The sequence below is a fragment of the Streptomyces sp. NPDC046876 genome, assembly GCF_040645035.1.
In the GTDB taxonomy this organism is placed as follows: domain Bacteria; phylum Actinomycetota; class Actinomycetes; order Streptomycetales; family Streptomycetaceae; genus Streptomyces.
Genome location: NZ_JBEYXK010000013.1, coordinates 98,743 through 121,900, shown reverse-complemented (window position 1 = coordinate 121,900; position 23,158 = coordinate 98,743). Strand labels below are relative to the sequence as shown.

Sequence of the window (23,158 nt, the reverse complement as noted above, 5' to 3'; positions counted from 1 at the left end):
AACCCCGCCTATTCTCACCCACCCCTGCGGGGGGGGTCCGGCATTTCCACCCCCGCCGGCGTTTGTGGGGGGGCCCCCCCGGGGGGGGGGGGGGGGGGGGGGCGGGGCGGCGCCCGCTGCCCGGCGGAGCCGGGACCTTGGGGCTCCGCCCCAAACCCCGCGCCGCAAACGCCGGCGAGGCTGAAGTTGCCGACCCCGGCTCCAACAGAAGAACCAGGACCACCCGCAGCTGCACCTGGGACGGGGGTCCGGCATTTCCAGCCCCGCCGGCGTTTGAGGCGCGGGGTCTGGGGCAGCGCCCCAGAAGCCCGACCGGCTCCGCCGAGGCCTGAGCCGGGGATCCGGCCATTCCAGCCCCGCTGACTTTCGGAGCCGGGGTCGGCAAAACCAGCCTCGCCGACGTTTGAGGCGCGGGTCCGGGCGGAGCCGGGATCCTTGGGGCTCCGCCCCAAACCCCGCGCCGCATCGGCCATGGATAGCCCGGGTTACTGGGTGGGGGTGACGACGGTGGCCGTGGCCGTGGCCGTCGGGGTGGGGGAGGGCGACGGCTGGGACGGGGACGGCGATACCGACGGGGTCGGCTGGGACGGGCTCGCCGAGCCCGACGGCCCGGTCGGCGTCGAGTCGGTCGGGAGCGAAGAGGACTGCGACGGTCGGCGGGACGGGGTGCGGGTCGACGGCGTCGCGCCCGGGGCACCCGGCTCGGCGGCCTCGGAAGGCTCCGCGGACCCCGCCCCCGGCTGCGGAGCAGAATCGTTCCCGCCCCCGGACGCCCCCGGCACCCCCGACGCCCCCGGCGCATCCGGCACCGGCGTCGACGAGGTCACCGAACCGCCCCCCGCCCCCTCGGTCTCCGAGGAGGACATCGCCAGCCCGATCACCGTGCCCAGCACCGCCACCGTCAGCGCACCGGCCACCGCCAGCAGCACCGGCTTGCGGCGCTGCGGCTGCCCCGCAGAAACAGGGGCAGGGGCAGGGGCAGAGGAAGCGGCGGCAGCCGCCATCGGCGCCGGCTTCGGGTCGAGGGGGAAGGCCTCCTCGAACATCTCCGACAGCGTCGTCGGCGCCACCGCCCGCCGGATCACCGGCAGGGCCGTCGTGGCCGCCTCGGAGCCGGGCGGCCGCACGGGCACGGGCACGGGGGCCGTGACCGCCTCCGCGGCGGGCTTCGCCGGAATCGGAGCCGGAGCCGGAGCCGCCGGAGCCGCGGCAGCCGCCGCCGGGGCCTCCAGCCGCAGCGGCGGGGAGACCGTCCCCCCGGCGGCCTCCCGGTCGGTGACCAGCGCCAGCGCCCGCCGCCCGGCCACGGTGCCCCGCTTGTCGGCCAGCGCCCCCTTCAGCCCGATGGACGCCTCCAGCTCGGCCCGCGCCCGGTCCAGCCGCCCCTCGCAGAGCGCGAGCACGCCGAGCTCGTGGTGGAAGTACGCCTGCTCCGCGACCTCCCCCGCCTTCCGCGCGGCCTCGGCCCCCGCCCGCAGCACCCGCCCCCAGGCCTCCCACTGCCGAGAGGCCGCGAACGCGGGCGCGGCGGAGCGGGCCAGCAGGACGGCGGCCACCACGTCGGCGCCGGCGAGCGCCGCGAGCACCGCGTCGGCCTCGGCCGCGATCCGCTCCGGGGTGACGGAGGCGTGCCCGGTCCACCAGGCGTAGTGGCGGGCGGCCGTACGGGCCTCCTCCGCGGCGGTGTCCCCGTACCCGGCCTCCTCCAGCTGGCGGGCGACCCCGGCGGCGAGCCGGTACCGCGGCCCGACGGGGGTGATGAGGCCGCTGGCGAGCAGTTCGGCGACGGCCGCGTCGGCGTGGGTGTCGCCGACCAGGGCCGGCAGGTGGGCGGGGTGCGGCAGCTCGCCGCCGAGCGCGCACGCGATCCGCAGCGCGGCCCGCGCCGACTCGCTGGCCCGGGAGGCGAGCAGCTCGGCCGGGGCCGCGCCCTCGGCGAGGGTCGGCATCGGCGTGGGAGCGGCGTCGCGCGGCCGCTCCTCGAAGACGCCGGGCTCGTCCCCGTCCTCGTCGTGGTGCGCGGCGGCGGCCCGGTTGAGCTCGTCGCGCCGGCGCAGCAGCGCGGCCGCCTGGACGAAGCGCAGCGGCAGCCCCTCGGAGGCGAAGCGGAGGTCCTCCGCCCAGGCGGTCTCCTCGTCGGTCAGCGGCCGTCCGAGGCGCGCTTCGAGCAGTTCCCGGCAGTCGGCCCGGCCGAGGCCCGCGAGGACGACCTCGTCCGGCGCGGCCCCGTCGGCGGGGCCGCGGGTGTCGTCGGGCGTGCCGGCGAGTACGTAGGCGCATTCGGGGGTGGCGCGCATCAGCTCGTCGAGGGCGGCGGCGCCGAGTTCGAGGTCGTCGAGGAGCACGATCGCGCCGATGTCCCGTACGCGGGCGAGGAGCTCGATCCGGTCGGGGCGTTCCGACGCGGCTTCGAAGACGGTGGCGTACAGCGCGTGGAGCAGCTCGCCGGGCTGCTGGTGTCCGTGGCCGGAGAGGCGGACGACGCCGTCGGGCGCGAGGCCGGCACAGTCGGCCGCGACCGCGTCGAGGAGGGCGGTGCGGCCGGAGCCGGAGGGCCCGGTGAGCCGTACGGAGCGGCCGCGGCTCAGGAGCCGTACGAGGCGGGCGCGTTCCTCCTCGCGGGCGAGGAGCGGGGCCGCGGAGGCGGCCGGGGCGGCGGTGCCCGGCAGCGCGGGCGGCCGGACGGCGGCTTCGGCGGCCCGCCGCGAGGCGGCGTCGCGCTTCGCGGGGCGGGTGCCGCCGGTGCCGGGGCGGCGCGGTGCGATCTCGCTGCCGTCCACGGGGTTGACGGTGAGGGTGTAGTCCCCGGCGGTGAGGGTGACGATCCGGGCCACGGGGGTGGAGGCGGGTGCCGGGTGCGCCCCGCGGGCCGCCGTGGACTGCTCCACCGGTTCGGCCTGCCCCTGTGTGCGGTCCATGACCAAGTCCCCCATCGCGTCGTGCGCGTGCGCCGTTGCCGTGTTGCACCGGCCTTCGCACATTCCGCTGTCGCTACCGGTCCGGTTTCCGCCCGACCCTAGACGGTGGCCGGTCGTGCACGGAACTGCAGGGGTGCCTCCACCACCGGACCGTTACGTTTCCGCAGGAAATGCGGAGGACTGCTGTTCAGACCCTGGGGAGGGATTCCGCTTCCAGTCCGCCCTCGATGGCGAGGATCCGGTGGAGCCTCGTCGCGACGAGCAGCCGCTGCATCTGCGGGGGCACTCCGCGCAGGACGAGGCGGCGGCCGGTCCGGCCGGCCCGCCGGTGGGCGCCCATGATGACGCCGAGTCCGGTTGCGTCCCAGGAGTCCAGCCCGGTGAGGTCGAGCACGAGGTCGCCGTGGCCGTCGTCGAGGGCGGTGTGCAGGGCCGTACGGGCGTCCGCCGCGCTGCGCACGTCGAGGCGGCCCCCGACAGCGAGTTCGGCGTGGTCGCCCCTGATGTGCATATGCGCTCCCGGCAGTCCTTGCGTCGTGTGGGCCGTCTGATCCGACCGGTCCGTCTGTTCCGTCTCACCGGACCGGTCCGACCGGTCCGGCCGACCGACTGATCCGACTGATCCGACCGGTCCGTGGTCGGCAACTCTCACTGCAACTGACTGCCGCGCGGGCAGTGAAGTTGCCGACCGTGAGCGAACCGATACCTAATTCACCCGAGGGGACGGGTGGGCGAACTGGCGCTCGGGGCGCGGGGCCCCGACGGCGGCTGCGGTTGCCGCCGCGGCGCCTCAGTGCTTGTAGAAGCCCTGGCCGGTCTTGCGGCCGAAGTCGCCGGCGTCGACCATGCGGCGCATCAGCTCCGGCGGCGCGAACTTCTCGTCCTGGGACTCGGTGTAGATGTTGCTGGTGGCGTGCAGCAGGATGTCGACGCCGGTCAGGTCGGCGGTGGCCAGCGGGCCCATCGCGTGGCCGAAGCCCAGCTTGCAGGCGATGTCGATGTCCTCGGCGGAGGCGACGCCCGATTCGTACAGCTTCGCGGCTTCCACGACGAGTGCGGAGATCAGACGGGTCGTCACGAAGCCGGCGACGTCGCGGTTGACGACGATGCAGGTCTTGCCGACGGACTCGGCGAACGCGCGGGTCGCGGCGAGGGTCTCGTCGCTGGTCTTGTAGCCGCGCACCAGCTCGCACAGCTGCATCATCGGCACGGGGGAGAAGAAGTGGGCGCCGACGACGCGCTCCGGACGCTCCGTCACGGCCGCGATCTTGGTGATCGGGATGGCGGAGGTGTTGGACGCCAGGATCGCGTCCTCCCGTACGAGCTTGTCCAGGGAGCGGAAGATCTCGTGCTTGACCTCGAGCTTCTCGAAGACGGCCTCGACGACGATGTCGACGTCGGCGACCGCGTCCAGGTCGGTCGTGGTCGTGATGCGGGCGAGGGCGGCCTCGGCGTCCTCGGCCGTCATCTTCCCCTTGGAGACGAACTTGTCGTACGAGGCCTTGATGCCGTCGGTGCCCCGGGTCAGCGCGGCGTCGGTGACGTCGCGCAGCACCACGTCCCACCCCGCCTGCGCGGAGACCTGAGCGATTCCGGAACCCATCAGCCCCGCACCGATGACGGCGAGCTTCCCAGCCACTGCACACCCCTCGTTCTTGAAACGGCCCAGTCTCGTAGCCTCTCGGCCGGAGACTAGCGGGCGTGAGGGGCACTGTGACCGGGAAGTAACACGCGTCACGTCTCAGATGACGGACATCACACCGGGACGGCCCACCACCCGGCGCCCTGCGCCGAGTTCACCCGGCGCCGCTTCCCGCCGCCGCCGGGGCCCTGTCGAGGATCCGCTCCTCCAGCCGCCTGAGGCGGTCGGCCTCGCGCTGCGCGGCCGGCGCGTGGCCGAGGTCGAGCGCCATCCGGCCGCGGGCGACGAGGTAGTGCACGTCCTCGCGTTCCGAGGCGGTCGCGGCGGGGTTCGCGCACAGCCTGCGCGAGACCACCGACAGCGTGATGTGCGCGCCGAACAGCGCGTCCTGCTCCTCCCATGACGGCCGCCCGGCGGCCCGCTCCCGGGCGAGGAGGTCCTTGAGGTAGTCGCGCACCTGCGCGTCCTGCTCGGCGGGCCGCGGAATCCCCGGGGCGTGCGGCGCGTCCGCCAGTTCCGCCGCCCGGATCCGCAGCCAGAGCGCCGCATCGGAGTCCGCCGCACAGGGCTCGCCCCGCTCCAGCGCCCCGTGGACCTCGCGGGCCCGTGCCATCACCTCGGCGTGCTCGACGGAGTCCCGGGGATGGCGCGCGGCGAGGAAACCGGCGGTCACATCGACCCACTTGGCCGTCTCGGCCCGCTGCCAGAGGGTGAAGATGTCGGTCAAAGGTGCGTTTCTCCCGCTTCCGGGCCGGACGTCGGCCCCGGCCGGAACGATAGGCCGGGGCGGCGGAGGACCGCGTGGGGTTTTCCGGCGGGGCTCATTACGCTGGCCGCATGGTGAACCTCACGCGCATCTACACCCGCACCGGTGACAAGGGCACGACCGCGCTCGGCGACATGAGCCGCACGGCCAAGACCGATCTGCGCATTTCGGCCTATGCCGATGCCAACGAGGCCAATGCGGCCATCGGCACGGCGATCGCCCTCGGCGGCCTGCCGGAGGACGTCGTGAAGGTGCTCGTCCGGGTGCAGAACGACCTGTTCGACGTGGGCGCCGACCTGTGCACCCCGGTGGTCGAGAACCCCGAGTACCCGCCGCTGCGCGTCGAGCAGTTCTACGTGGACAAGCTGGAGGCGGACTGCGACCGCTTCAACGCGGAGCTGGAGAAGCTGCGCAGCTTCATCCTCCCCGGCGGCACCCCCGGCGCGGCACTGCTGCACCAGGCGTGCACCGTGGTCCGGCGGGCCGAGCGCTCCACCTGGGCGGCGCTGGAGGTGCACGGCGAGGTGATGAACCCGCTGACCGCCACCTACCTCAACCGCCTCTCCGACCTGCTGTTCATCCTGGCCCGTACGGCCAACAAGGAGCTCGGGGACGTGCTCTGGGTCCCGGGCGGCGAGCGCTAGGGCCGGCGCCCGCTCCCGGCCACAGGCGCGTCCGCAGGGCCGTCGGCGGCGCTCTCCCCGGCGGGTGCCTTGCGGGGCCAGATCGTGTACGTGACGGCCACGACGGTGTGGATGGCCAGCGCCCGCAGCGCGCCGAGCTCCCAGCCCCGCAGCCCGGAGGTGTCCGCGGCGTCGCCCACGTACCGGATGGCGCCCTCCAGCAGTCCGAGGGCGACGGCCGCGGCCGCCAGGGTGCGGATCCACAGCTTCCATTCGTGCCGGGCCCGCTCCCTGCCGTACGTGGGCCCGGGCGGCTTCGGCCCTCCGGCCAGCCGGTACGCGGCGTGCCGGTCGAGCCACTTCACCGTGTAGTGGCCGTATCCGACGGTGTAGCCGATGTAGAGGGCGGCCAGGCCGTGCGTCCAGCTGGGCTCGCCTCCGTTCTTCAGGTCCCAGGTGGTGACCGCGAGCAGCACCAGCTCCAGCAGCGGTTCGCACAGCAGCACCGCCGCGCCCAGCCTGGGCATGTGCGCGAGGTAGCGCAGTGCCAGTCCGGCGGCCAGCAGCACCCAGAATCCGATCTCGCAGGCAATGATCAGGGCGACGAGCACGAGGGCTCTCCCTTCCGCTCGGTTCGCAGCGGTCCGCATGACGGGTTTCCCCAAGCCTCCCGCCCGATCCGCTCCGTCTCGTCGTCGCCGGTGACGAACCGCGACTGCATCCTTCGGCGTACTGCGGCCGGCCCCGCACTCAGCCCCGGCGGCGAGGCCGGACCCCCGCTCCACCGTGTTGGATGGACCTCGTGACCGAGGCCGCGCCCACCCCGAACCCCCCGAGCACCCGTAACTCCCGCTTCCCGCGCCCGCACCGCGACGACGTGCTCCTCGCGGTGGTCAGCGTGCTCGCCGGCGTGCTGCTGTGGTCCCTGGGCGTCTACAGCACGAACAACCGGCACTTCTTCCCCGCCTGGGCGGCCCTGGTACCGCTCCTGGTCATCGGGCCGATGGAGCTGCTGCGGCGCACCGCGCCCCGCCTCACGCTGGCCGTCGGCACCGGTGCGGTGATCGCCGACCAGTTCACCGTGGGCAACCTGGGCACCGTCATCGTCTTCACGGACCTGATGTACGCGGCCGTGGTCTACGGCAAACCCGCCATGGCCCGGCGGCTGCCGATCACCACCGGCCTGGTCACGGTCGTCGTCACCGTCGTCTCCGTGGCCTGGTTCCGCACCCCGCAGGCCCTGATGGTCGGCGTCATCACCGGCATCGTGAGCTTCGGCCCGGCCCTGACGGGCGCGACCCTGCGCAACCAGCGCGAGGCCGCCGAGTCCGCCCGGCTGCGCGCCGAGCAGACCGCGCTGCTGGCGGAGATGGACCGTACGCAGGCCGTGGCCTCCGAGCGCGCCCGGATGGCCCGCGAACTGCACGACATGGTGGCCAACCACCTCTCCGCGATCGCCATCCACTCCACCGCGGCCCTCTCCATCGACTCCCCCGCGACCAGCCGCGAGGCCCTCGGGGTGATCCGGGAGAACAGCGTGCAGGGGCTGGCCGAAATGCGCCGGTTGATCGGGCTGCTGCGGGCGGCGGGCGCGGAGCAGGAAGCGGCCGCCACACCCTCCCTCGACGGGCTCGACGCCCTCCTGGAACAGGCCCGGACCAACGGCACGGCGAGCGGGCTGGACTTCGTCCTGCACGACGGGCGACCGCCCGGGCAGCCGCTGCCCGCACCGGTGGAGCTGGCCGCGTACCGGATCGTCCAGGAGTCCTTGACCAACGCCCTCAAGCACGCCTCCCCGGGCACCGTCCGGGTCCGGGTCTCCCGGGCCGACGGGCTGCTGACCGTGGGGGTGGACTCCCCGTACGCCGGGGAGCAGCCGGGCCCCCGCGCCCCGGGCTCGGGGGCCGGGCTGGTCGGCATGCGGGAGCGTACGGAGCTGCTGGGCGGGGAGTTCACGGCGGGCCGGGCGGGCCCGGTCTGGCAGGTGCGGGCGGTCCTGCCCGCGGAGGAGAAGGCGGTGGCCGGATGACGATCCGGGTGGTGGTGGCCGAGGACCAGAGCGCGGTACGGGCCGGGCTGGTGCTGATCCTGCGCAGCGCCGGCGACATCGAGGTCGCGGGCGAGGCGGCGGACGGCGAGGAGGCGGTGCGCCTGGCCCGGGAGCTGCGGCCGGATCTCGTCCTCATGGACGTGCAGATGCCGCGGCTCGACGGGGTGTCGGCGACGCGGCAGGTGGTGGCCGAGGAGCTGGCCGACGTGCTGGTGCTGACCACCTTCGACCTGGACGAGTACGTGTTCGGCGCGCTGCGCGCGGGGGCGGCGGGCTTCCTGCTGAAGAACGCGGAGGCCTCGGAGCTGATCGAGGCGGTACGGACGGTCGCGCGCGGCGAGGGGCTGATCGCCCCCGCGGTGACCCGGCGGCTGATCTCGGAGTTCGCGGCTCCGCGGACCGTACGGGAGACGGTGGCGCCGGAGACGGCCGCCGCGGTGGCCTCGCTGACGCGCCGGGAGCGGGAGGTCCTGGGCTGCCTGGGCGAGGGGCTGTCGAACGCGGAGATCGCGGGTCGGCTCCAGATGGCGGAGGCGACGGTGAAGACGCACGTCAGCAGGTTGCTGGGCAAGCTGGAGCTGCGCAGCCGGGTGCAGGCGGCGGTGCTGGCACAGGAGTTGGGCCTCTAGCGCGGCCGCCGGCGCGCGGGCCGGTGCGCGGGCCGGTGCGCGGTCCGGCGGCCGGCCGGACGGGCCGCCCCGGAGCGGCGCCGGAGCAGCCCGGAGCCCTTCCCCCCCCTGAGGTCTGGACCTCTTGACGCTTGGTCCAGACCTTTCTACGCTCACCGCAACTGTGGTGAGCGTGCCATGACAAGCGTGCTCACGGGCGGCGCAGGTCCCACCCCCATGTCGTGATCGGCCCCACGGCCACGACGGACCTACGGAGGAGCACCCTTGAGCACAGCACCCCCACCCCGCATCCGCCTCTTCAGAAGGCTCGCCGCGACCGTGGCCGCGGTCGCCCTGCCCGCCGCCGGCCTCGTCGCCCTGGCCGGCCCGGCCCAGGCCGCCGGATCGGCGACGGCCGCGTACACGAAGGTCTCCGACTGGGGCTCCGGCTTCGAGGGCAAGTGGACGGTGAAGAACACCGGCACGACCACCCTCACGAGCTGGACCGTGGAATGGGACTACCCCGCCGGCACCGCGGTCACCTCCGCCTGGGACGCCGACGTGACGAGCTCGGGCACCCACTGGACCGGAAAGAACAAGTCGTACAACGGCACCCTCGCCCCCGGCGCCACCGTCAGCTTCGGCTTCAACGGCACCGGCTCCGGCGCCCCGGCCGGCTGCAAGATCAACGGAGCGCCCTGCGAGGGGGGTACCACCCCCGCCGACACCCCGCCCTCCGCCCCCGGCACCCCGACCCCGAGCGGGGTCACCGAGACCTCCCTGACCCTCGGCTGGAGCGCCGCGACCGACGACAAGGGGGTGAAGAACTACGACGTCTTCCGCGGCGGAGTCAAGATCGCGACCGTCACCGGGACCAGCTACACCGACACCGGCCTCACCAAGGCCACCACCTACACCTACAGCGTGACCGCCCGCGACACCGCCGACCAGACCGGCCCGTCCTCCGCCACCCTGTCGGTCACCACGGCCGGCGGCGGCACCACTCCCCCGGACCCGGGCGGCAAGGTCAAACTCGGCTACTTCACCGACTGGGGCGTCTACCAGCGCAACTACCACGTGAAGAACCTGGTCACCTCCGGCTCCGCGGCGAAGATCACCCACATCAACTACGCCTTCGGCAACGTCCAGGGCGGCAAGTGCACCGTCGGCGACGCCTACGCCGACTACGACAAGGCCTACACCGCCGACCAGAGCGTCGACGGCAAGGCCGACACCTGGGACCAGCCGCTGCGCGGCAACTTCAACCAGCTGCGCAAGCTCAAGGCCCAGTACCCGAACCTCAAGGTCCTGTGGTCCTTCGGCGGCTGGACCTGGTCCGGCGGCTTCGGCCAGGCCGCCGCCAACCCGGCCGCCTTCGCCGACTCCTGCTACAGCCTGGTCGAGGACCCGCGCTGGGCCGACGTCTTCGACGGCATCGACATCGACTGGGAGTACCCGAACGCCTGCGGACTGTCCTGCGACACCAGCGGCGCCGCCTCCCTGAAGAACCTGCTGTCCGCGCTGCGCACCAAGTTCGGCAGCAGCAACCTCGTCACCGCCGCCATCTCGGCCGACGGCTCCAACGGCGGCAAGCTCGACCTCGCCGACTACGCCGGGGCCGCCCAGTACGTCGACTTCTACAACGTCATGACCTACGACTTCTTCGGCGCCTGGGACGCCAAGGGCCCCACCGCCCCGCACTCCCCGCTCACCTCCTACGCGGGCATCCCGATCGCCGGATTCAACTCCGAGGCCGCCATCACCAAGCTCAAGGGCAAGGGCATCGCCGCGTCCAAGCTCAACCTGGGCATCGGCTTCTACGGCCGCGGCTGGACCGGCGTCACCCAGGACGCCCCCGGCGGCACCGCCACCGGCCCGGCGCCGGGCACGTACGAGCAGGGCATCGAGGACTACAAGGTGCTGAAGGGCAGCTGCCCGGCCACCGCCACGATCGCCGGCACCGCGTACGGCAGGTGCGGCAGCAACTGGTGGAGCTACGACACCCCCGCGACCATCGCCGGCAAGATGACCTGGACCAAGAACCAGGGTCTCAGGGGAGCCTTCTTCTGGGAATTCAGCGGGGACACCGCGAACGGCGAGCTCGCGAACGCGATCCACACCGGACTCCAGTGACCCCCACGCACTGAACCGGTGAACGACGAAGCCGGGGAGCCGGGGTCCGCCCCCCGCCTCCCCGGCTTCTCACATCCGTACGGCCCCGGCCACGGGCCGGGCCACGGCCCTCAGGCCACGTTCACCCTCTGGCCGGGCGGCGCCGCCTCCAGCCACGCCAGGAACCCGGTCAGCGCGTCCTCGCTCATCGCCAGCTCCAAGCGGGTCCCCTGGTGGAGACAGCCGAGCACGACGGCGTCGGACAGCAGCGCCAGCTCCTCCTCGCCCTCCGGGGCGCGGCGGGCGACCACCTCGATCGAGGCGCGCTCCAGCAGCCGGCGCGGCCGGTGCGAGTACGAGAAGACGCGGAACCACTCGATGCGGTCACCGCTGTAGCGGGCGACCCCGTACACCCAGCCCTTGCCGGAGGCGTCGGGCTCCTCGGAGACGCCCCAGCGCAGGCTGCAGTCGAAGGTGCCGCCGGAGCGCTGGATGAGTCTGCGGCGCAGGCCGAACACGAACAGCCCGATCACCACCAGGGCTACGACCAGGCCGCTCACAAGCAGAGCGAGGAGCATCTTCACCGACCTCCTCGCTCATCGACATACCGCATACGACTGTGACCGTCACCGGACGAGTCCGGTGACGGACCTACATCGCCTCAGCCGCGACCCGTCCCGGGAAATTCCGGAACGGACCGCGGCTGAGGTTTCAAACCTGTTCGGTACGGGGCTCAGTGCCCCGCGACCGCGCGCAGCCGGACATCCGCGCGACGCTCGGCGGCCGCATCGGCCTCCGTCTTCGCGCGCTCCAGTGCCCGCTCCGCCCGCTGGACGTCGATCTCGTCCGCGAGCTCGGCGATCTCGGCCAGCAGGGACAGCTTGTTGTCCGCGAACGAGATGAATCCGCCGTGCACCGCGGCGACGACCGTGCCGCCCTCGCTGGTACGGATGGTCACCGGGCCCGATTCCAGCACACCGAGAAGCGGCTGGTGACCGGGCATGACGCCGATGTCGCCGGACGTGGTGCGGGCGACGACCAGGGTGGCCTCGCCGGACCAGACATTGCGGTCCGCCGCGACCAGCTCGACGTGCAGCTCAGCAGCCAAGGTGGCTCCTCGGGTCACCACCCGGCGGGTCAGCCGGGTGTTGGGTCAAATTCTAATGGGCGTGGGGAGAGGGACGGGACACACCCGCCCCTCTCCTTGGGAGACCTGCGAACCGGATGCGCTCCGCGAGGAGCGCGCCGGATCAGGAGACGCCCAGCTCCTTGGCGTTGGCCTTCAGGTCCTCGAGGCCACCGCACATGAAGAACGCCTGCTCGGGGAAGTGGTCGTACTCACCGTCGCAGATCGCGTTGAACGCGGCGATCGACTCGTCGAGCGGAACGTCCGAACCGTCCACGCCGGTGAACTGCTTGGCGACGTGGGTGTTCTGCGACAGGAAGCGCTCGACACGGCGGGCACGGTGGACGACGAGCTTGTCCTCCTCGCCCAGCTCGTCGATACCGAGGATGGCGATGATGTCCTGGAGGTCCTTGTACTTCTGCAGGATCCCCTTGACGCGCATGGCCGCGTTGTAGTGGTCCGCCGCGATGTAGCGGGGGTCCAGGATCCGGGACGTGGAGTCCAGCGGGTCCACGGCCGGGTAGATGCCCTTCTCGGAGATCGGACGGGACAGAACCGTCGTCGCGTCGAGGTGGGCGAAGGTGGTCGCCGGCGCCGGGTCGGTGAGGTCGTCGGCGGGGACGTAGATCGCCTGCATGGAGGTGATCGAGTGACCACGGGTCGAGGTGATGCGCTCCTGGAGGAGACCCATCTCGTCGGCCAGGTTCGGCTGGTAACCCACCGCGGAGGGCATGCGGCCGAGCAGGGTCGACACCTCGGAACCGGCCTGGGTGTACCGGAAGATGTTGTCGATGAAGAACAGAACGTCCTGCTTCTGAACATCGCGGAAGTACTCCGCCATGGTCAGACCGGCCAGGGCGACGCGCAGACGGGTGCCCGGGGGCTCGTCCATCTGGCCGAAGACCAGCGCGGTCTTGTCCAGAACGCCGGAGTCCGACATCTCCTCGATGAGGTCGTTGCCCTCACGGGTACGCTCACCGACGCCCGCGAACACCGACACACCGTCGTGGTTGTTGGCGACGCGGTAGATCATTTCCTGGATCAGAACGGTCTTGCCGACACCGGCACCACCGAACAGACCGATCTTTCCACCCTTGACGTACGGGGTGAGGAGGTCGATGACCTTGACGCCGGTCTCGAACATCTCGGTCTTCGACTCGAGCTCGTCGAAGTTCGGGGCCTTGCGGTGGATCGCCCAGCGCTCGGTCACCTCGGAGTTGGCCTCCGGGTAGTTGAGCACCTCACCCAGGGTGTTGAACACCTTGCCCTTGGTGAAGTCGCCGACCGGGACGGTGATGCCCGAACCCGTGTCGGTCACCGGAGCCTGGCGGACCAGACCGTCGGTGGGCTGCATCGAGATCGTGCGGACCATGCCGTCACCCAGGTGCTGGGCGACCTCGAGGGTCAGCGTCTTGAGCGCGCCCTCCTCGGCCGGGTCGGCGACCTGGACGGTCAGCGCGTTGTAGATGTCGGGCATCGCGTCGACGGGGAACTCCACGTCGACGACCGGGCCGATGACCCGGGCGACGCGGCCCGTGGCGGCGGCCGTCTCAACAGAGGTCGTCATTACTTGTCACTCCCCGCGGTCGCGTCGGCCATGGCGCTCGCGCCACCGACGATCTCGCTGATTTCCTGGGTGATTTCGGCCTGGCGGGCCGCGTTGGCAAGCCGGGAGAGGCTCTTGATGAGCTCACCGGCGTTGTCGGTGGCCGACTTCATCGCACGGCGGCGGGCGGCGTGCTCGGAGGCAGCCGACTGCAGCAGCGCGTTGTAGATGCGGCTCTCGACGTAGCGCGGCAGCAGGGCGTCGAGGACGTCCTCCGCCGACGGCTCGAAGTCGAACAGCGGAAGGATCTCGCCCTTCGCGCCGGTCTCCTCCGCAGCCTGCTCGAGGCTGAGCGGCAGCATCCGGCTGTCCACCGCGTTCTGCGTCATCATCGACACGAATTCCGTGAAGACGATGTGCAGCTCGTCGACGCCACCCTCGGCCGTCTCCGTCTGGATGGCCTCGATCAGCGGCGCCGCGACGCGCTTGGCGTCGGCGTATTCCGGCCTGTCGGTGAAGCCGGTCCACGAGTCCGTGACCTTGCGCTCACGGAACCCGAAGTACGCGACACCCTTGCGGCCGACGATGTACGTGTCGACCTCCTTGCCCTCGCTGCGCAGCCGCTCGGTGAGCCGGTCGGCCTGCTTGATGGCGTTCGAGGAGTAGCCGCCGGCCAGACCGCGGTCGCTCGTGATGAGCAGGACCGCGGCGCGGGTCGGCGCCTCGACCTCGGTGGTCAGGGCGTGCTTGGTGTTCGAACCGGTCGCCACCGCCGTCACCGCACGGGTGAGCTCGGTCGCGTACGGCATGGACGCCGCCACCTTGCGCTGCGCCTTGACGATGCGCGAGGCGGAGATCATCTCCATCGCCTTGGTGATCTTCTTGGTCGCCGTGATGGCACGGATGCGACGCTTGTAGACCCGGAGCTGCGCTCCCATGAGTCAGGTCCCTTCCGTCGTCACTTGGAGACGTTGACGGCCGGTGCGTCCTCGCCCAGAAGCTTGCCGTCCGAGGTCTCGAACTGCCGCTTGAAGCCGGCGATGGCGTCAGCGATCGCGGTCAGGGTGTCGTCGGACATCTTGCCGCCCTCGGCGATCGAGGTGAGGAGGTCCTTGCGCTCGCGGCGCAGGTGCTCCAGCAGCTCCGACTCGAAGCGGCGGATGTCGGCGACCGGGACGTCGTCCATCTTGCCGGTGGTGCCGGCCCAGACGGAGACGACCTGCTCCTCGACCGGCATGGGCTGGTACTGGCCCTGCTTCAGCAGCTCGGTCATGCGCTTGCCGCGCTCCAGCGAGGCCTTCGACGCGGCGTCCAGGTCGGAACCGAAGGCGGCGAACGCCTCCAGCTCGCGGTACTGGGCCAGGTCGACGCGCAGACGGCCGGAGACCTGCTTCATGGCCTTGTGCTGCGCGGAACCACCGACGCGGGAGACCGAGATACCGACGTTCAGGGCCGGACGCTGGCCGGCGTTGAACAGGTCGGACTCCAGGAAGCACTGGCCGTCGGTGATGGAGATGACGTTGGTCGGGATGAACGCCGAGACGTCGTTGGCCTTGGTCTCGACGATCGGCAGACCGGTCATCGAGCCGGCGCCCATGTCGTCGGAGAGCTTGGCGCAGCGCTCCAGCAGACGCGAGTGCAGGTAGAAGACGTCACCCGGGTAGGCCTCGCGGCCCGGCGGGCGGCGCAGCAGCAGCGACACGGCGCGGTAGGCGTCGGCCTGCTTCGACAGGTCGTCGAAGATGATCAGGACGTGCTTGCCGGCGTACATCCAGTGCTGGCCGATGGCAGAACCGGTGTACGGCGCCAGGTACTTGAAGCCGGCCGGGTCGGACGCCGGGGCGGCGACGATCGTCGTGTACTCGAGCGCGCCGGCCTCTTCGAGGGCGCCGCGGACCGACGCGATGGTCGAGCCCTTCTGGCCGATGGCGACGTAGATGCAGCGGACCTGCTTGTTCACGTCGCCCGAGCGCCAGTTGTCGCGCTGGTTGATGATCGTGTCGACGGCCAGAGCGGTCTTGCCGGTCTGACGGTCACCAATGATCAGCTGACGCTGGCCGCGGCCGATCGGCACCATCGCGTCGACGGCCTTGTAGCCGGTCTGCATGGGCTCGTGGACCGACTTGCGGACCATGACGCCGGGGGCCTGCAGCTCGAGGGCGCGGCGGCCTTCGGTCGCGATCTCGCCGAGACCGTCGATCGGGTTGCCGAGCGGGTCGACAACGCGGCCGAGGTAGCCCTCGCCGACGCCGACGGAGAGGACTTCGCCGGTGCGCTGCACCGACTGGCCCTCCTCGATGCCGCTGAACTCGCCGAGGACGATCGCACCGATCTCGCGCTCCTCGAGGTTGAGGGCGAGGCCGAGGGTGCCGTCCTCGAACTTCAGCAGCTCGTTCGCCATGGCGGAGGGCAGGCCCTCCACCTTCGCGATGCCGTCGCCGGCAAGGCTGACCGTGCCGACCTCCTCGCGCGAGGCCGCGTCCGGCTTGTACGACTGGACGAAGTTCTCCAGTGCGTCCCGGATCTCCTCCGGCCGGATCGTGAGCTCCGCCATCTGGGTTCCCTGCTCTCCTTGTTGGGCCTGAAGCTTCTTAGGGGTCTGGGGGTGACCCCCAGGAATCTTCTGCAAGTTCTGCACGGCCCAACCGGGCCGCTAGGAATGCTTTGTTCTGTTGCCGGCCGGTCAGCCGGCCATGCGGCGGGACGCCTCGGAGAGGCGCTCCGCGATGCTGCCGTCGATGACCTCGTCGCCGACCCGCACCACGATCCCGCCGAGGACCTCGGGGTCCACGTCCAGGTTCAGGTGCATCTCGCGGCCGTACAGCTTGGCCAGCACCGCGCCCAGGCGCGCGCGCTGCGCGTCGCTGAGCGGAACCGCGGTGGTCACGGTGGCGACCATGCGGTTGCGGCGCTCCGCGGCGAGCTTGGACAGGGCCTCGAGGCCCCCTTCCAGGCTACGTCCCCGCGGGTGCGTGACGAGACGCGTGATCAGGCGCTCGGTGGCGGCGTCGGCCTTGCCGTCGAGCAGGCTGTGCACCAGCGCGCCCTTGGCGGAGGCGGAAGCCTTCCGGTCGGTCAGCGCGGCGCGCAGCTCGGTGCTGGTGGCGAGGATCCGGCCGAACCGGAAGACCTCGTCCTCGACGCTGTCGAGAGCACCGCTCTGCTGGGCCGCCGTGAGGTCGGCGGTGTCCGCCAGCTCCTCCAGGGCGTCCACCAGGTCGCGGGACTGCGACCAGCGGGACCGGACCATGCCCGCCACCAGGTCGAGGGTCTCCCCGGCGACCTGGCCGCCCAGCAGGCGCTGCGCCAGCTCGGCCTTGGCCTCGGCGGGCTGCGCCGGGTCGGTGAGGACCCGGCGCAGCGAGACCTCACGGTCGAGCAGCGCGGTGACGGCAGCCAGCTCACCGGCGAGCTTCGCCGCGTCGACGGACGTGTTGTCCGTCAGCGCGTCGAGGCGCTCGCGCGTGGAGGCCAGTGCCTCGCGGCTCGCTCCGTTCATCGGGCCGCCTCGGCCTTCTCCTCAAGCTCGCTGAGGAAGCGGTCGATGGTGCGGCTCTGGCGCGCGACGTCCTCGAGGGACTCGCCGACGAGCTTGCCGGCCAGGTCGGTGGCGAGCTTGCCCACGTCCTGGCGCAGCGCCTGGGAAGCCGCCTTGCGGTCGGCAGCGATCTGGGCGTGGCCGGCAGCGATGATCTCCTCACGCTGCCGCTGGCCCTCTGCGCGCAGTTCTTCCTTGAGCGCAGTGCCCTGCTCCAGCGCTTCCTGGCGCAGACGCGCGGCCTCGTGCCGGGCCTCGGCGAGCTGGGCCTTGTACTGCTCCAGCACGCTCTGAGCCTCGGTCTGAGCGGCCTCAGCCTTCTCGATACCGCCCTCGATCTGCTCACGGCGCTCGTCCAGAACCTTGTTGATGTTCGGGAGGAGCTTCTTCGCGAGGAAACCGAAGACGATGACGAAGGCGATCAGACCGATGACGAGCTCGGGGATCGGCGGGACGAGCGGGTTTTCCGTCTCGGCCGCGAGAACCAGGAGGTTCACATCAGTGCCTTTCGTCTAATCGGACTAGTGGTCGGCTCGTCTTAGTAGACGAACGGCATGACCAGACCGATGAGGGCGAGCGCCTCACAGAAGGCGAAGCCGAGGATCTGGTTGGCGCGGATCAGACCGGCAGCCTCGGGCTGGCGGGCGAGGGCCTGCGTACCGTTACCGAAGATGATGCCGACGCCGACGCCCGGGCCGATGGCCGCGAGGCCGTAACCGATGGAGCTGAGGGAACCGGTGACGCCTTCGGCGGCAGCAAGGATCTGGGACATGCCAGTTCTTCCTTCTCTTTCACGGACCGGTGGGGGTTGGCCACCGGACGACAGGGGGATGGGGGTGGGCGGTCTGGCTCAGTGGTGCTCGGCGAGCGCGCCCTGGATGAAGCTGCAGGCCAGGAGGACGAAGACGTACGCCTGGACAGCCTGGATGAAGAGCTCGAAGGCGGTCATCACGATGACCATGACGAACGAGACGCCGGCGTAGGCGATGCCGATCCCGTTCAGCAGGTACCAGCTGGCGATCGTGAAGAGCAGCAGCAGCGTGTGACCGGCGAACATGTTCGCGAAGAGTCGGACCGCGTGGGTGAACGGGCGCACCAGGACGTTCGAGAAGAACTCGATGACCATGACCAGCGGGAGCACCGGGCCGAGCGACTTGTCGTAGCCGGTCAGGTTCTTCAGACCGCCGACGAAGCCGTGGCGCTTGAACGTCACCGACATCCAGATGAAGTACACGATCGCGGCCAGGATCGCCGGGTACGCGATGATCGCGGTCACCGGGAACTGGGCCACGGGGACGATCGACCAGACGTTCAGGATCCACACGAAGAAGAACAGCGAGACCATGAAGGGGACGTACTTCTCGCCCTCCTTCTTGCCGAGCGTCTCGTAGACGATGCCGCGGCGAACGAAGTCGTAGCCGGCCTCGCCGACCATCTGCAGCTTGCCGGGCACGACCTTCGGCTTGCCGAAGGCGGCCCAGAAGAAGGCCACGATGATGATCGAGCCCAGGAGGGCCAGCAGCATCGGCTTGTTGAAGTACGGGCTCGTCAGGCCGGCTTCGCCCCACAGCGGCTCGAAGAGGAACGAGTGCAGGCCCGGACCGGGGAAGCCACATCCGTCGAAGATGTGACAGTCGGTCTCGAAAGCGAGGACCTGCGTCGGGTCAGCACTCACCGCGGGCTCCTTCAGCGTGGCGCATAGGTACGGCAACCTCATCGTGTCGGCGCGGCGTACGGCCGCGGTTCGGCACTGGACTGGTGTAACGGGTGTGGGGGCGGCGATCAGGCATCGAGCCTCGCGATGGAACAGGCGTCAGCTCAGATGCCCGCGCCCGCAATGCCGCAGTTGGAACCGGACGATAGCAGCATCTCGAACGCGCACTTATCCCGGCCCTACCCCTCACGACTTCGGCCCCGGATTTTCGGGCTTGTCGCCCTTCGTCGAGTCCGGTTCGACATACAGGATCTTGGCCTTCATGTGAGTACGCGTCTGTGCGCCGATCCACACGAGGGTGGTGGCGACGAGCGTGATCGCGAAGGCCTTGGGGTTGAACAGCGTCGTGTTCTTGAACACGGCGACGAAGATGAAAAGCAGCAGCAGCTGTGCCGTGTAGAGCATCAGCCCCATGGCTTGAAACAGCTGCGGCAGGGACTTGGCGGTGCGCTGGAGCACGAAGAGCCCGAGACCCATGAACACGATCACGATGAGCGTGGCGACGGCGGCGCCGATCGCGCCCTTGCCGCCCGCGAGCACACCGCTGATGACCGCGGCGACGGCGCCGGCGGCAGCAGTGGGCACGACGATGGGCAGCAGGGATCGGGCGTCATCAGACCGCATGGCGCTTGGCTCCGCGTGGTGGTGGGGGCACGGACTCGTACGGGGACTCGTACGGGACGAGCGTAAGCCCGGTCCGAGAGGGAACCTCGGGCCAATGGACCGTCGCACTACGGTCCTTCGGCTCTGTCGCCGGGTCTAGTGAACGGTATCACAAACTATTTGATGAGAGCTTTACCTGCGGGGTGTGCTCACTGTCACACATGAGAGCTAACCCGCCCGTGTGTGCAGGACACGTCGGCATCTCGTGTGCTAAAGGGACGGCATGTCCGACATGCACCGCCGCCGTCAGCGTGCCGATTCCGCCTTACGCCGGTCGGGGAAGCGCGAACGGGGGCCCACGGCGGTCGCTCCGTTGACGCCGGAGACACCGACCGTGACGGGCCTCGCGGGTTCCGGCTCGCGGCCCGAGGCGTCGTGCGCGGCGGCCTCCGCGGCCCGCTCGGCGTGCCGGTAGCGCGGCGGGACCAGGAACTCCGCCCAGCGCGGAGCACGCGGCGTGAAGCGCGGCAGGAGCAGCAGGACCAGGCCCACGGCGCTCAGCAGGGCGATCGCCAACACGATCCACATCGAGGCGGAGTGCACCGAATACGCCACAGCACCGAAGGCGATCAGCCCCGACCAGAAGTACATGATCAGCACGGCCCGGCTGTGCGAATGGCCGAGTTCCAGCAGCCGGTGGTGCAGGTGCCCGCGGTCCGCCGCGAACGGCGACTGGCCCTTCCAGGTGCGCCGCACGATGGCCAGGACCAGGTCGGCCATCGGGATGGCGATGATCGTCAACGGCAGCAGGAGCGGGATGAAGACCGGGAGCATCGCGTGCGTCGCATTGCGCTCACCGCCGGCGAAGAGGGCCATGGTGTCCGGGTCGACCTGCCCGGTGATCGAGATGGCGCCCGCGGCGAGGACCAGGCCGATGAGCATCGAGCCGGAGTCGCCCATGAAGATCCGGGCGGGATGCATGTTGTGCGGCAGGAAGCCCAGGCACATGCCCATCAGGATCGCGGCGAACAGGGTCGCGGGCGCGGCCGGCTCGATGCCGTAGCCGTACCAGATGCGGTAGGCGTACAGGAAGAACGCCGCGGCGGCGATGCAGACCATGCCGGCGGCCAGGCCGTCGAGGCCGTCGACGAAGTTCACCGCGTTGATGGTGATCACCACCAGGGCCACGGTGAGCAGGTTGCCCTGCCACTGGGTGAGCGCGACCGTCCCGATGCCCGGGACGGGGATCCACAGCACGGTCAGGCCCTGCATGACCATCACACCGGCGGCGATCATCTGTGCGCCGAGCTTGATCAGTGCGTCGATCTCGAACTTGTCGTCGAGGACGCCGATCAGCCAGATCAGGGCGGCCCCCGAGAGCAGGGCCCGCGGTTCGTTCGACAGCTCGAAGACGCCGTTGAGGTTCTTCAGGTGGTCGGCGACCAGCAGCCCCGCGCACAGCCCGCCGAACATGGCGATGCCGCCGAGCCGCGGAGTGGGCTCGCGGTGCACGTCGCGGGCACGGATCTCCGGCATCGCGCCGGCCGCGATCGCGAACTTCCGCACCGGTCCGGTCAGCAGGTAGGTCACCGCGACCGTGACGCAAAGCGTCAGCAGATATTCACGCACGGGCTGCCCCAGATGTATCGCCGGCCATCTCAGCCCCACACATTAGCTGCGATGTCCCCCTGACCGAGGACGCGAGGGGCCCCTTGAACGGTTGCGGTACGCCCTGTTTGCCCCCCTTAATCCGGATACGGGGGAAAGGCCCGCGCCAGCTCGGCGGCGTCCGCACGGGTCCGCCCCGCTTCCCCCTGCAGCGCGGAGGCGAACAGGGCCGCGATGCGGATCATCTCCGGCTCCCGCATGCCCTGGGTGGTCACCGCTGCCGTGCCGAGCCGGATGCCCCGCTGGTCCCCGTACGGCAGCGCGCAGGTGTCCAGCACGATCCCCGCAGCGGCGAGCCGGCCGCGGGCCGTGGGGCCGTCGATGCCGAGCGGCGCCGGGTCGGCGGTGATCAGGTGGGTGTCCGTCCCGCCGGTCGTCACGGCGAACCCCTGCGCGGCCAGCGCGTCCGCCAGCACCCGCGCATTGGCGACCACCCGATGGGCGTACGTGGTGAACGCCGGCCGGGCGGCCTCGCCGAAGGCCACCGCCTTCGCGGCGATGGTGTGCATCTGCGCGCCGCCCTGCGTGAACGGGAACACCGCCCGGTCGATCCGCTCGGCGAACTCCGCACCGCACAGCACCATGCCGCCGCGCGGACCGCGCAGCACCTTGTGGGTCGTCGCGCAGACCACGTCGGCGTACGGGACCGGACTGGGTGCGACCCCGCCCGCGACGAGCCCGATCGGGTGTGCGGCATCCGCGATGAGGTACGCCCCCACCTCGTCGGCGATCTCCCGGAACACCGAGTACTCCGGGTGCCGCGGATAGGAGATCGACCCGCACACGATCGCCTTGGGCCGGTGGGAACGCGCCAGCTGCTGCACCTGCCGGTAGTCGATCAGGCCCGTCTCGGCGTCGACCCCGTAGCCCACGAAATCGAACCAGCGGCCGGAGAAGTTGGCCGGCGAGCCGTGCGTGAGGTGCCCGCCGTACGCCAGCCCCATCGCCAGCACCGTGTCCCCGGGCCGCAGCAGCGCGGCGTACGCGGCCAGGACGGCCGCCGAACCGGAGTGCGGCTGCACGTTGGCGTGCTCGACCCCGAACAGCGCCCGGGCCCGCTCCACGGCGGTCTGCTCGGCGAGGTCGGCGTACTCGCAGCCGCCGTGGTACCGGCGGCCCGGATAGCCCTCGGCGTACTTGTTCGCGAGGGTGGAGCCGAGGGCCGCCAGGACGGCGGGCGAGGTGAAGTTCTCGGCGGCGATGAGCTGCAGCGAGCTGACCTGCCGCTGCGCCTCCCCGGCGAGCACGTCGGCCATCTGCGGATCCTGTCGGCGCAGGACGTCCGGGGCCTGGGTGGTGACGCTCATGGCACGACTCCCGCGCAGTGGGTCAACCGGTACCAGCCACTGTAGGCCGCCCCCACCCGTCCCGCCCGACGATGCAAAGCCGAGCCCCGCCATCCCAGCCCCGCCGGCGCGCGAGGCGCCCCCAGCCCCGCCGGCGCTCGAGGCGCCCCCAGCCCCGCCGGCGCTCGAGGCGCCCCCAGCCCCGCCGGCGTTTGAGGCGAACGGGGTCCGGGGCGGAGCCCCGGGATACGGAGAAAGGGCGGGGCGGGGAGGAGGCTCCGCGCAGCGGCAGTGTCAGCGGCTCGGGCCCGCGCAGCCCGTCAGGGCCGTGACCACCGGATCCAGCGCCTGGCTGATCTCGTCGCCGATCGACCGGAAGAACGTGATCGGCGCACCGTACGGATCGTGGACCTCATCCGCATCCGGCGAGGGCGCCAACAACCACCCCCGCAAGGCGGCGGCGGCCCGCACCAACGCCCGGGCCCGCTCCGCCACCCCGTCGTCCAACGGCGGCAGCGTGGCCGGATCTATCGCCCGCACCAGCCGCGTGAACTCCTTCAGCGTGAACGTCCGCAGCCCGGCCGAGTGCCCCATCGAGATGACCTGCGCCCGGTGGTCCCGGGTGGCGGTCAGCACCAGGTCGGCCCGTATGACGTGCTCGTCGAGCAGCTCCCGCCCGGTGAACCCCGACGCATCCGCGCCGAAGTCCGCGAGCACGGCCGCCGCGTTCGCCTCCATCGGCGCGCCCTCGTGGCCCCAGGTGCCCGCGCTCTCCACGATCAGGCTGCTCGCCGGTATGTCCCCGAGCCGGCGCGCCAGCGCATGCCGGGTCAGCCGCTCGGTGATGGGCGAGCGGCACACGTTGCCGGTGCTGACGTGCAGTATGCGGAAGGTGTCGTCCCCGCCCGCAGCGCCGCCCCCGGCACCGGCACCGGCCGGAAGGGGCCCGCTCGCTATG

22 protein-coding genes are annotated in these 23,158 nt (G+C 71.3%); 4 read left to right on the top strand and 18 right to left on the bottom strand.

From position 1 onward, the window contains the following. Positions 1-485 precede the first annotated feature (485 nt). From ABZ924_RS11010 to ABZ924_RS10995, 4 genes are all read right to left on the bottom strand, one after another. Positions 486-2,918, bottom strand: coding sequence for an ATP-binding protein (locus ABZ924_RS11010; protein WP_361906848.1), 2,433 nt, complete (start codon positions 2,916-2,918; stop codon positions 486-488). Positions 2,919-3,105: 187 nt separating this feature from the next. Next, positions 3,106-3,429 carry an STAS domain-containing protein gene (locus ABZ924_RS11005; protein ID WP_030153791.1) on the bottom strand — a complete coding sequence of 108 codons (324 nt, stop codon included), beginning with the start codon at positions 3,427-3,429 and terminating at the stop codon, positions 3,106-3,108. Between the two features lie 279 nt (positions 3,430-3,708). After that, complete coding sequence (locus tag ABZ924_RS11000) at positions 3,709-4,557, bottom strand: 3-hydroxyacyl-CoA dehydrogenase family protein (RefSeq protein ID WP_361906846.1); 849 nt, start codon at positions 4,555-4,557, stop codon at positions 3,709-3,711. Between the two features lie 157 nt (positions 4,558-4,714). Continuing rightward, entirely contained in the window at positions 4,715-5,287 is a 573-nt protein-coding gene (locus ABZ924_RS10995) for a hypothetical protein (RefSeq protein WP_361906845.1), read from the bottom strand. Between the two features lie 110 nt (positions 5,288-5,397). On the opposite strand from ABZ924_RS10995, the gene ABZ924_RS10990 reads away from it, so the two are divergent. Further along, the gene (locus ABZ924_RS10990) at positions 5,398-5,970 is read left to right on the top strand and encodes a cob(I)yrinic acid a,c-diamide adenosyltransferase (protein ID WP_361906843.1); all 573 of its coding nucleotides are present in this window, start codon (positions 5,398-5,400) and stop codon (positions 5,968-5,970) included. On the opposite strand, the gene ABZ924_RS10985 is transcribed toward ABZ924_RS10990, so the two are convergent. Then, the gene (locus ABZ924_RS10985; protein WP_361906841.1) at positions 5,967-6,560 is read right to left on the bottom strand and encodes a hypothetical protein; all 594 of its coding nucleotides are present in this window, start codon (positions 6,558-6,560) and stop codon (positions 5,967-5,969) included. The two genes, ABZ924_RS10990 and ABZ924_RS10985, sit on opposite strands and share 4 nt — an antisense overlap. 182 nt (positions 6,561-6,742) lie before the next feature. Between ABZ924_RS10985 and ABZ924_RS10980 the strand changes: the two genes are divergently transcribed. The 3 genes from ABZ924_RS10980 to ABZ924_RS10970 all read left to right on the top strand — a co-directional run bounded on the left by ABZ924_RS10980 (position 6,743) and on the right by ABZ924_RS10970 (position 10,740). Further along, entirely contained in the window at positions 6,743-7,978 is a 1,236-nt protein-coding gene (locus tag ABZ924_RS10980; RefSeq protein WP_361906839.1) for a histidine kinase, read from the top strand. Continuing rightward, positions 7,975-8,628 carry a response regulator transcription factor gene (locus ABZ924_RS10975; RefSeq protein ID WP_361906837.1) on the top strand — a complete coding sequence of 218 codons (654 nt, stop codon included), beginning with the start codon at positions 7,975-7,977 and terminating at the stop codon, positions 8,626-8,628. The genes ABZ924_RS10980 and ABZ924_RS10975 overlap by 4 nt, the downstream gene beginning before the upstream one ends. Positions 8,629-8,916: 288 nt before the next feature. Next, the gene (locus ABZ924_RS10970) at positions 8,917-10,740 is read left to right on the top strand and encodes a glycoside hydrolase family 18 chitinase (protein ID WP_361906860.1); all 1,824 of its coding nucleotides are present in this window, start codon (positions 8,917-8,919) and stop codon (positions 10,738-10,740) included. A 110-nt stretch (positions 10,741-10,850) separates the two neighbouring features. On the opposite strand, the gene ABZ924_RS10965 is transcribed toward ABZ924_RS10970, so the two are convergent. From ABZ924_RS10965 to ABZ924_RS10905, 13 genes are all read right to left on the bottom strand, one after another. Continuing rightward, on the bottom strand, positions 10,851-11,297 hold the full coding sequence (locus ABZ924_RS10965; RefSeq protein WP_361906835.1) for a DUF2550 domain-containing protein: 447 nt from the start codon (positions 11,295-11,297) through the stop codon (positions 10,851-10,853). A gap of 155 nt (positions 11,298-11,452) precedes the next feature. Next, on the bottom strand, positions 11,453-11,827 hold the full coding sequence (locus ABZ924_RS10960; protein ID WP_361906833.1) for a F0F1 ATP synthase subunit epsilon: 375 nt from the start codon (positions 11,825-11,827) through the stop codon (positions 11,453-11,455). A 142-nt stretch (positions 11,828-11,969) separates the two neighbouring features. Beyond that, on the bottom strand, positions 11,970-13,412 hold the full coding sequence (gene atpD / locus ABZ924_RS10955) for a F0F1 ATP synthase subunit beta (protein ID WP_361906831.1): 1,443 nt from the start codon (positions 13,410-13,412) through the stop codon (positions 11,970-11,972). After that, a complete protein-coding gene (locus ABZ924_RS10950; RefSeq protein ID WP_361906829.1) occupies positions 13,412-14,329 on the bottom strand; it encodes a F0F1 ATP synthase subunit gamma in 918 nt (305 codons plus the stop codon). The genes atpD and ABZ924_RS10950 overlap by 1 nt, the downstream gene beginning before the upstream one ends. Before the next feature lie 20 nt (positions 14,330-14,349). Further along, positions 14,350-15,945, bottom strand: coding sequence for a F0F1 ATP synthase subunit alpha (gene atpA / locus ABZ924_RS10945; RefSeq protein ID WP_361906827.1), 1,596 nt, complete (start codon positions 15,943-15,945; stop codon positions 14,350-14,352). A gap of 129 nt (positions 15,946-16,074) precedes the next feature. After that, on the bottom strand, positions 16,075-16,890 hold the full coding sequence (locus ABZ924_RS10940) for a F0F1 ATP synthase subunit delta (protein WP_361906826.1): 816 nt from the start codon (positions 16,888-16,890) through the stop codon (positions 16,075-16,077). Next, positions 16,887-17,426, bottom strand: a complete 540-nt coding sequence (locus tag ABZ924_RS10935; protein WP_361906824.1) for a F0F1 ATP synthase subunit B — start codon at positions 17,424-17,426, stop codon at positions 16,887-16,889. Before ABZ924_RS10935 ends, ABZ924_RS10940 begins: the two co-directional genes overlap by 4 nt. Positions 17,427-17,467: 41 nt before the next feature. Then, positions 17,468-17,701, bottom strand: coding sequence for an ATP synthase F0 subunit C (atpE, locus tag ABZ924_RS10930; RefSeq protein ID WP_355965164.1), 234 nt, complete (start codon positions 17,699-17,701; stop codon positions 17,468-17,470). Positions 17,702-17,779: 78 nt separating this feature from the next. Beyond that, positions 17,780-18,619, bottom strand: a complete 840-nt coding sequence (gene atpB, locus ABZ924_RS10925) for a F0F1 ATP synthase subunit A (RefSeq protein WP_361906858.1) — start codon at positions 18,617-18,619, stop codon at positions 17,780-17,782. Between the two features lie 210 nt (positions 18,620-18,829). Further along, entirely contained in the window at positions 18,830-19,267 is a 438-nt protein-coding gene (locus ABZ924_RS10920) for a hypothetical protein (protein ID WP_361906822.1), read from the bottom strand. Between the two features lie 285 nt (positions 19,268-19,552). Continuing rightward, positions 19,553-20,887, bottom strand: coding sequence for an MraY family glycosyltransferase (locus ABZ924_RS10915; protein ID WP_361906856.1), 1,335 nt, complete (start codon positions 20,885-20,887; stop codon positions 19,553-19,555). A gap of 104 nt (positions 20,888-20,991) precedes the next feature. After that, on the bottom strand, positions 20,992-22,221 hold the full coding sequence (gene glyA / locus ABZ924_RS10910) for a serine hydroxymethyltransferase (protein WP_361906820.1): 1,230 nt from the start codon (positions 22,219-22,221) through the stop codon (positions 20,992-20,994). 273 nt (positions 22,222-22,494) lie between these two features. Beyond that, on the bottom strand, positions 22,495-23,157 hold the full coding sequence (locus ABZ924_RS10905) for a protein-tyrosine-phosphatase (protein ID WP_361906854.1): 663 nt from the start codon (positions 23,155-23,157) through the stop codon (positions 22,495-22,497). Between the last annotated feature and the right edge of the window lies 1 nt (position 23,158).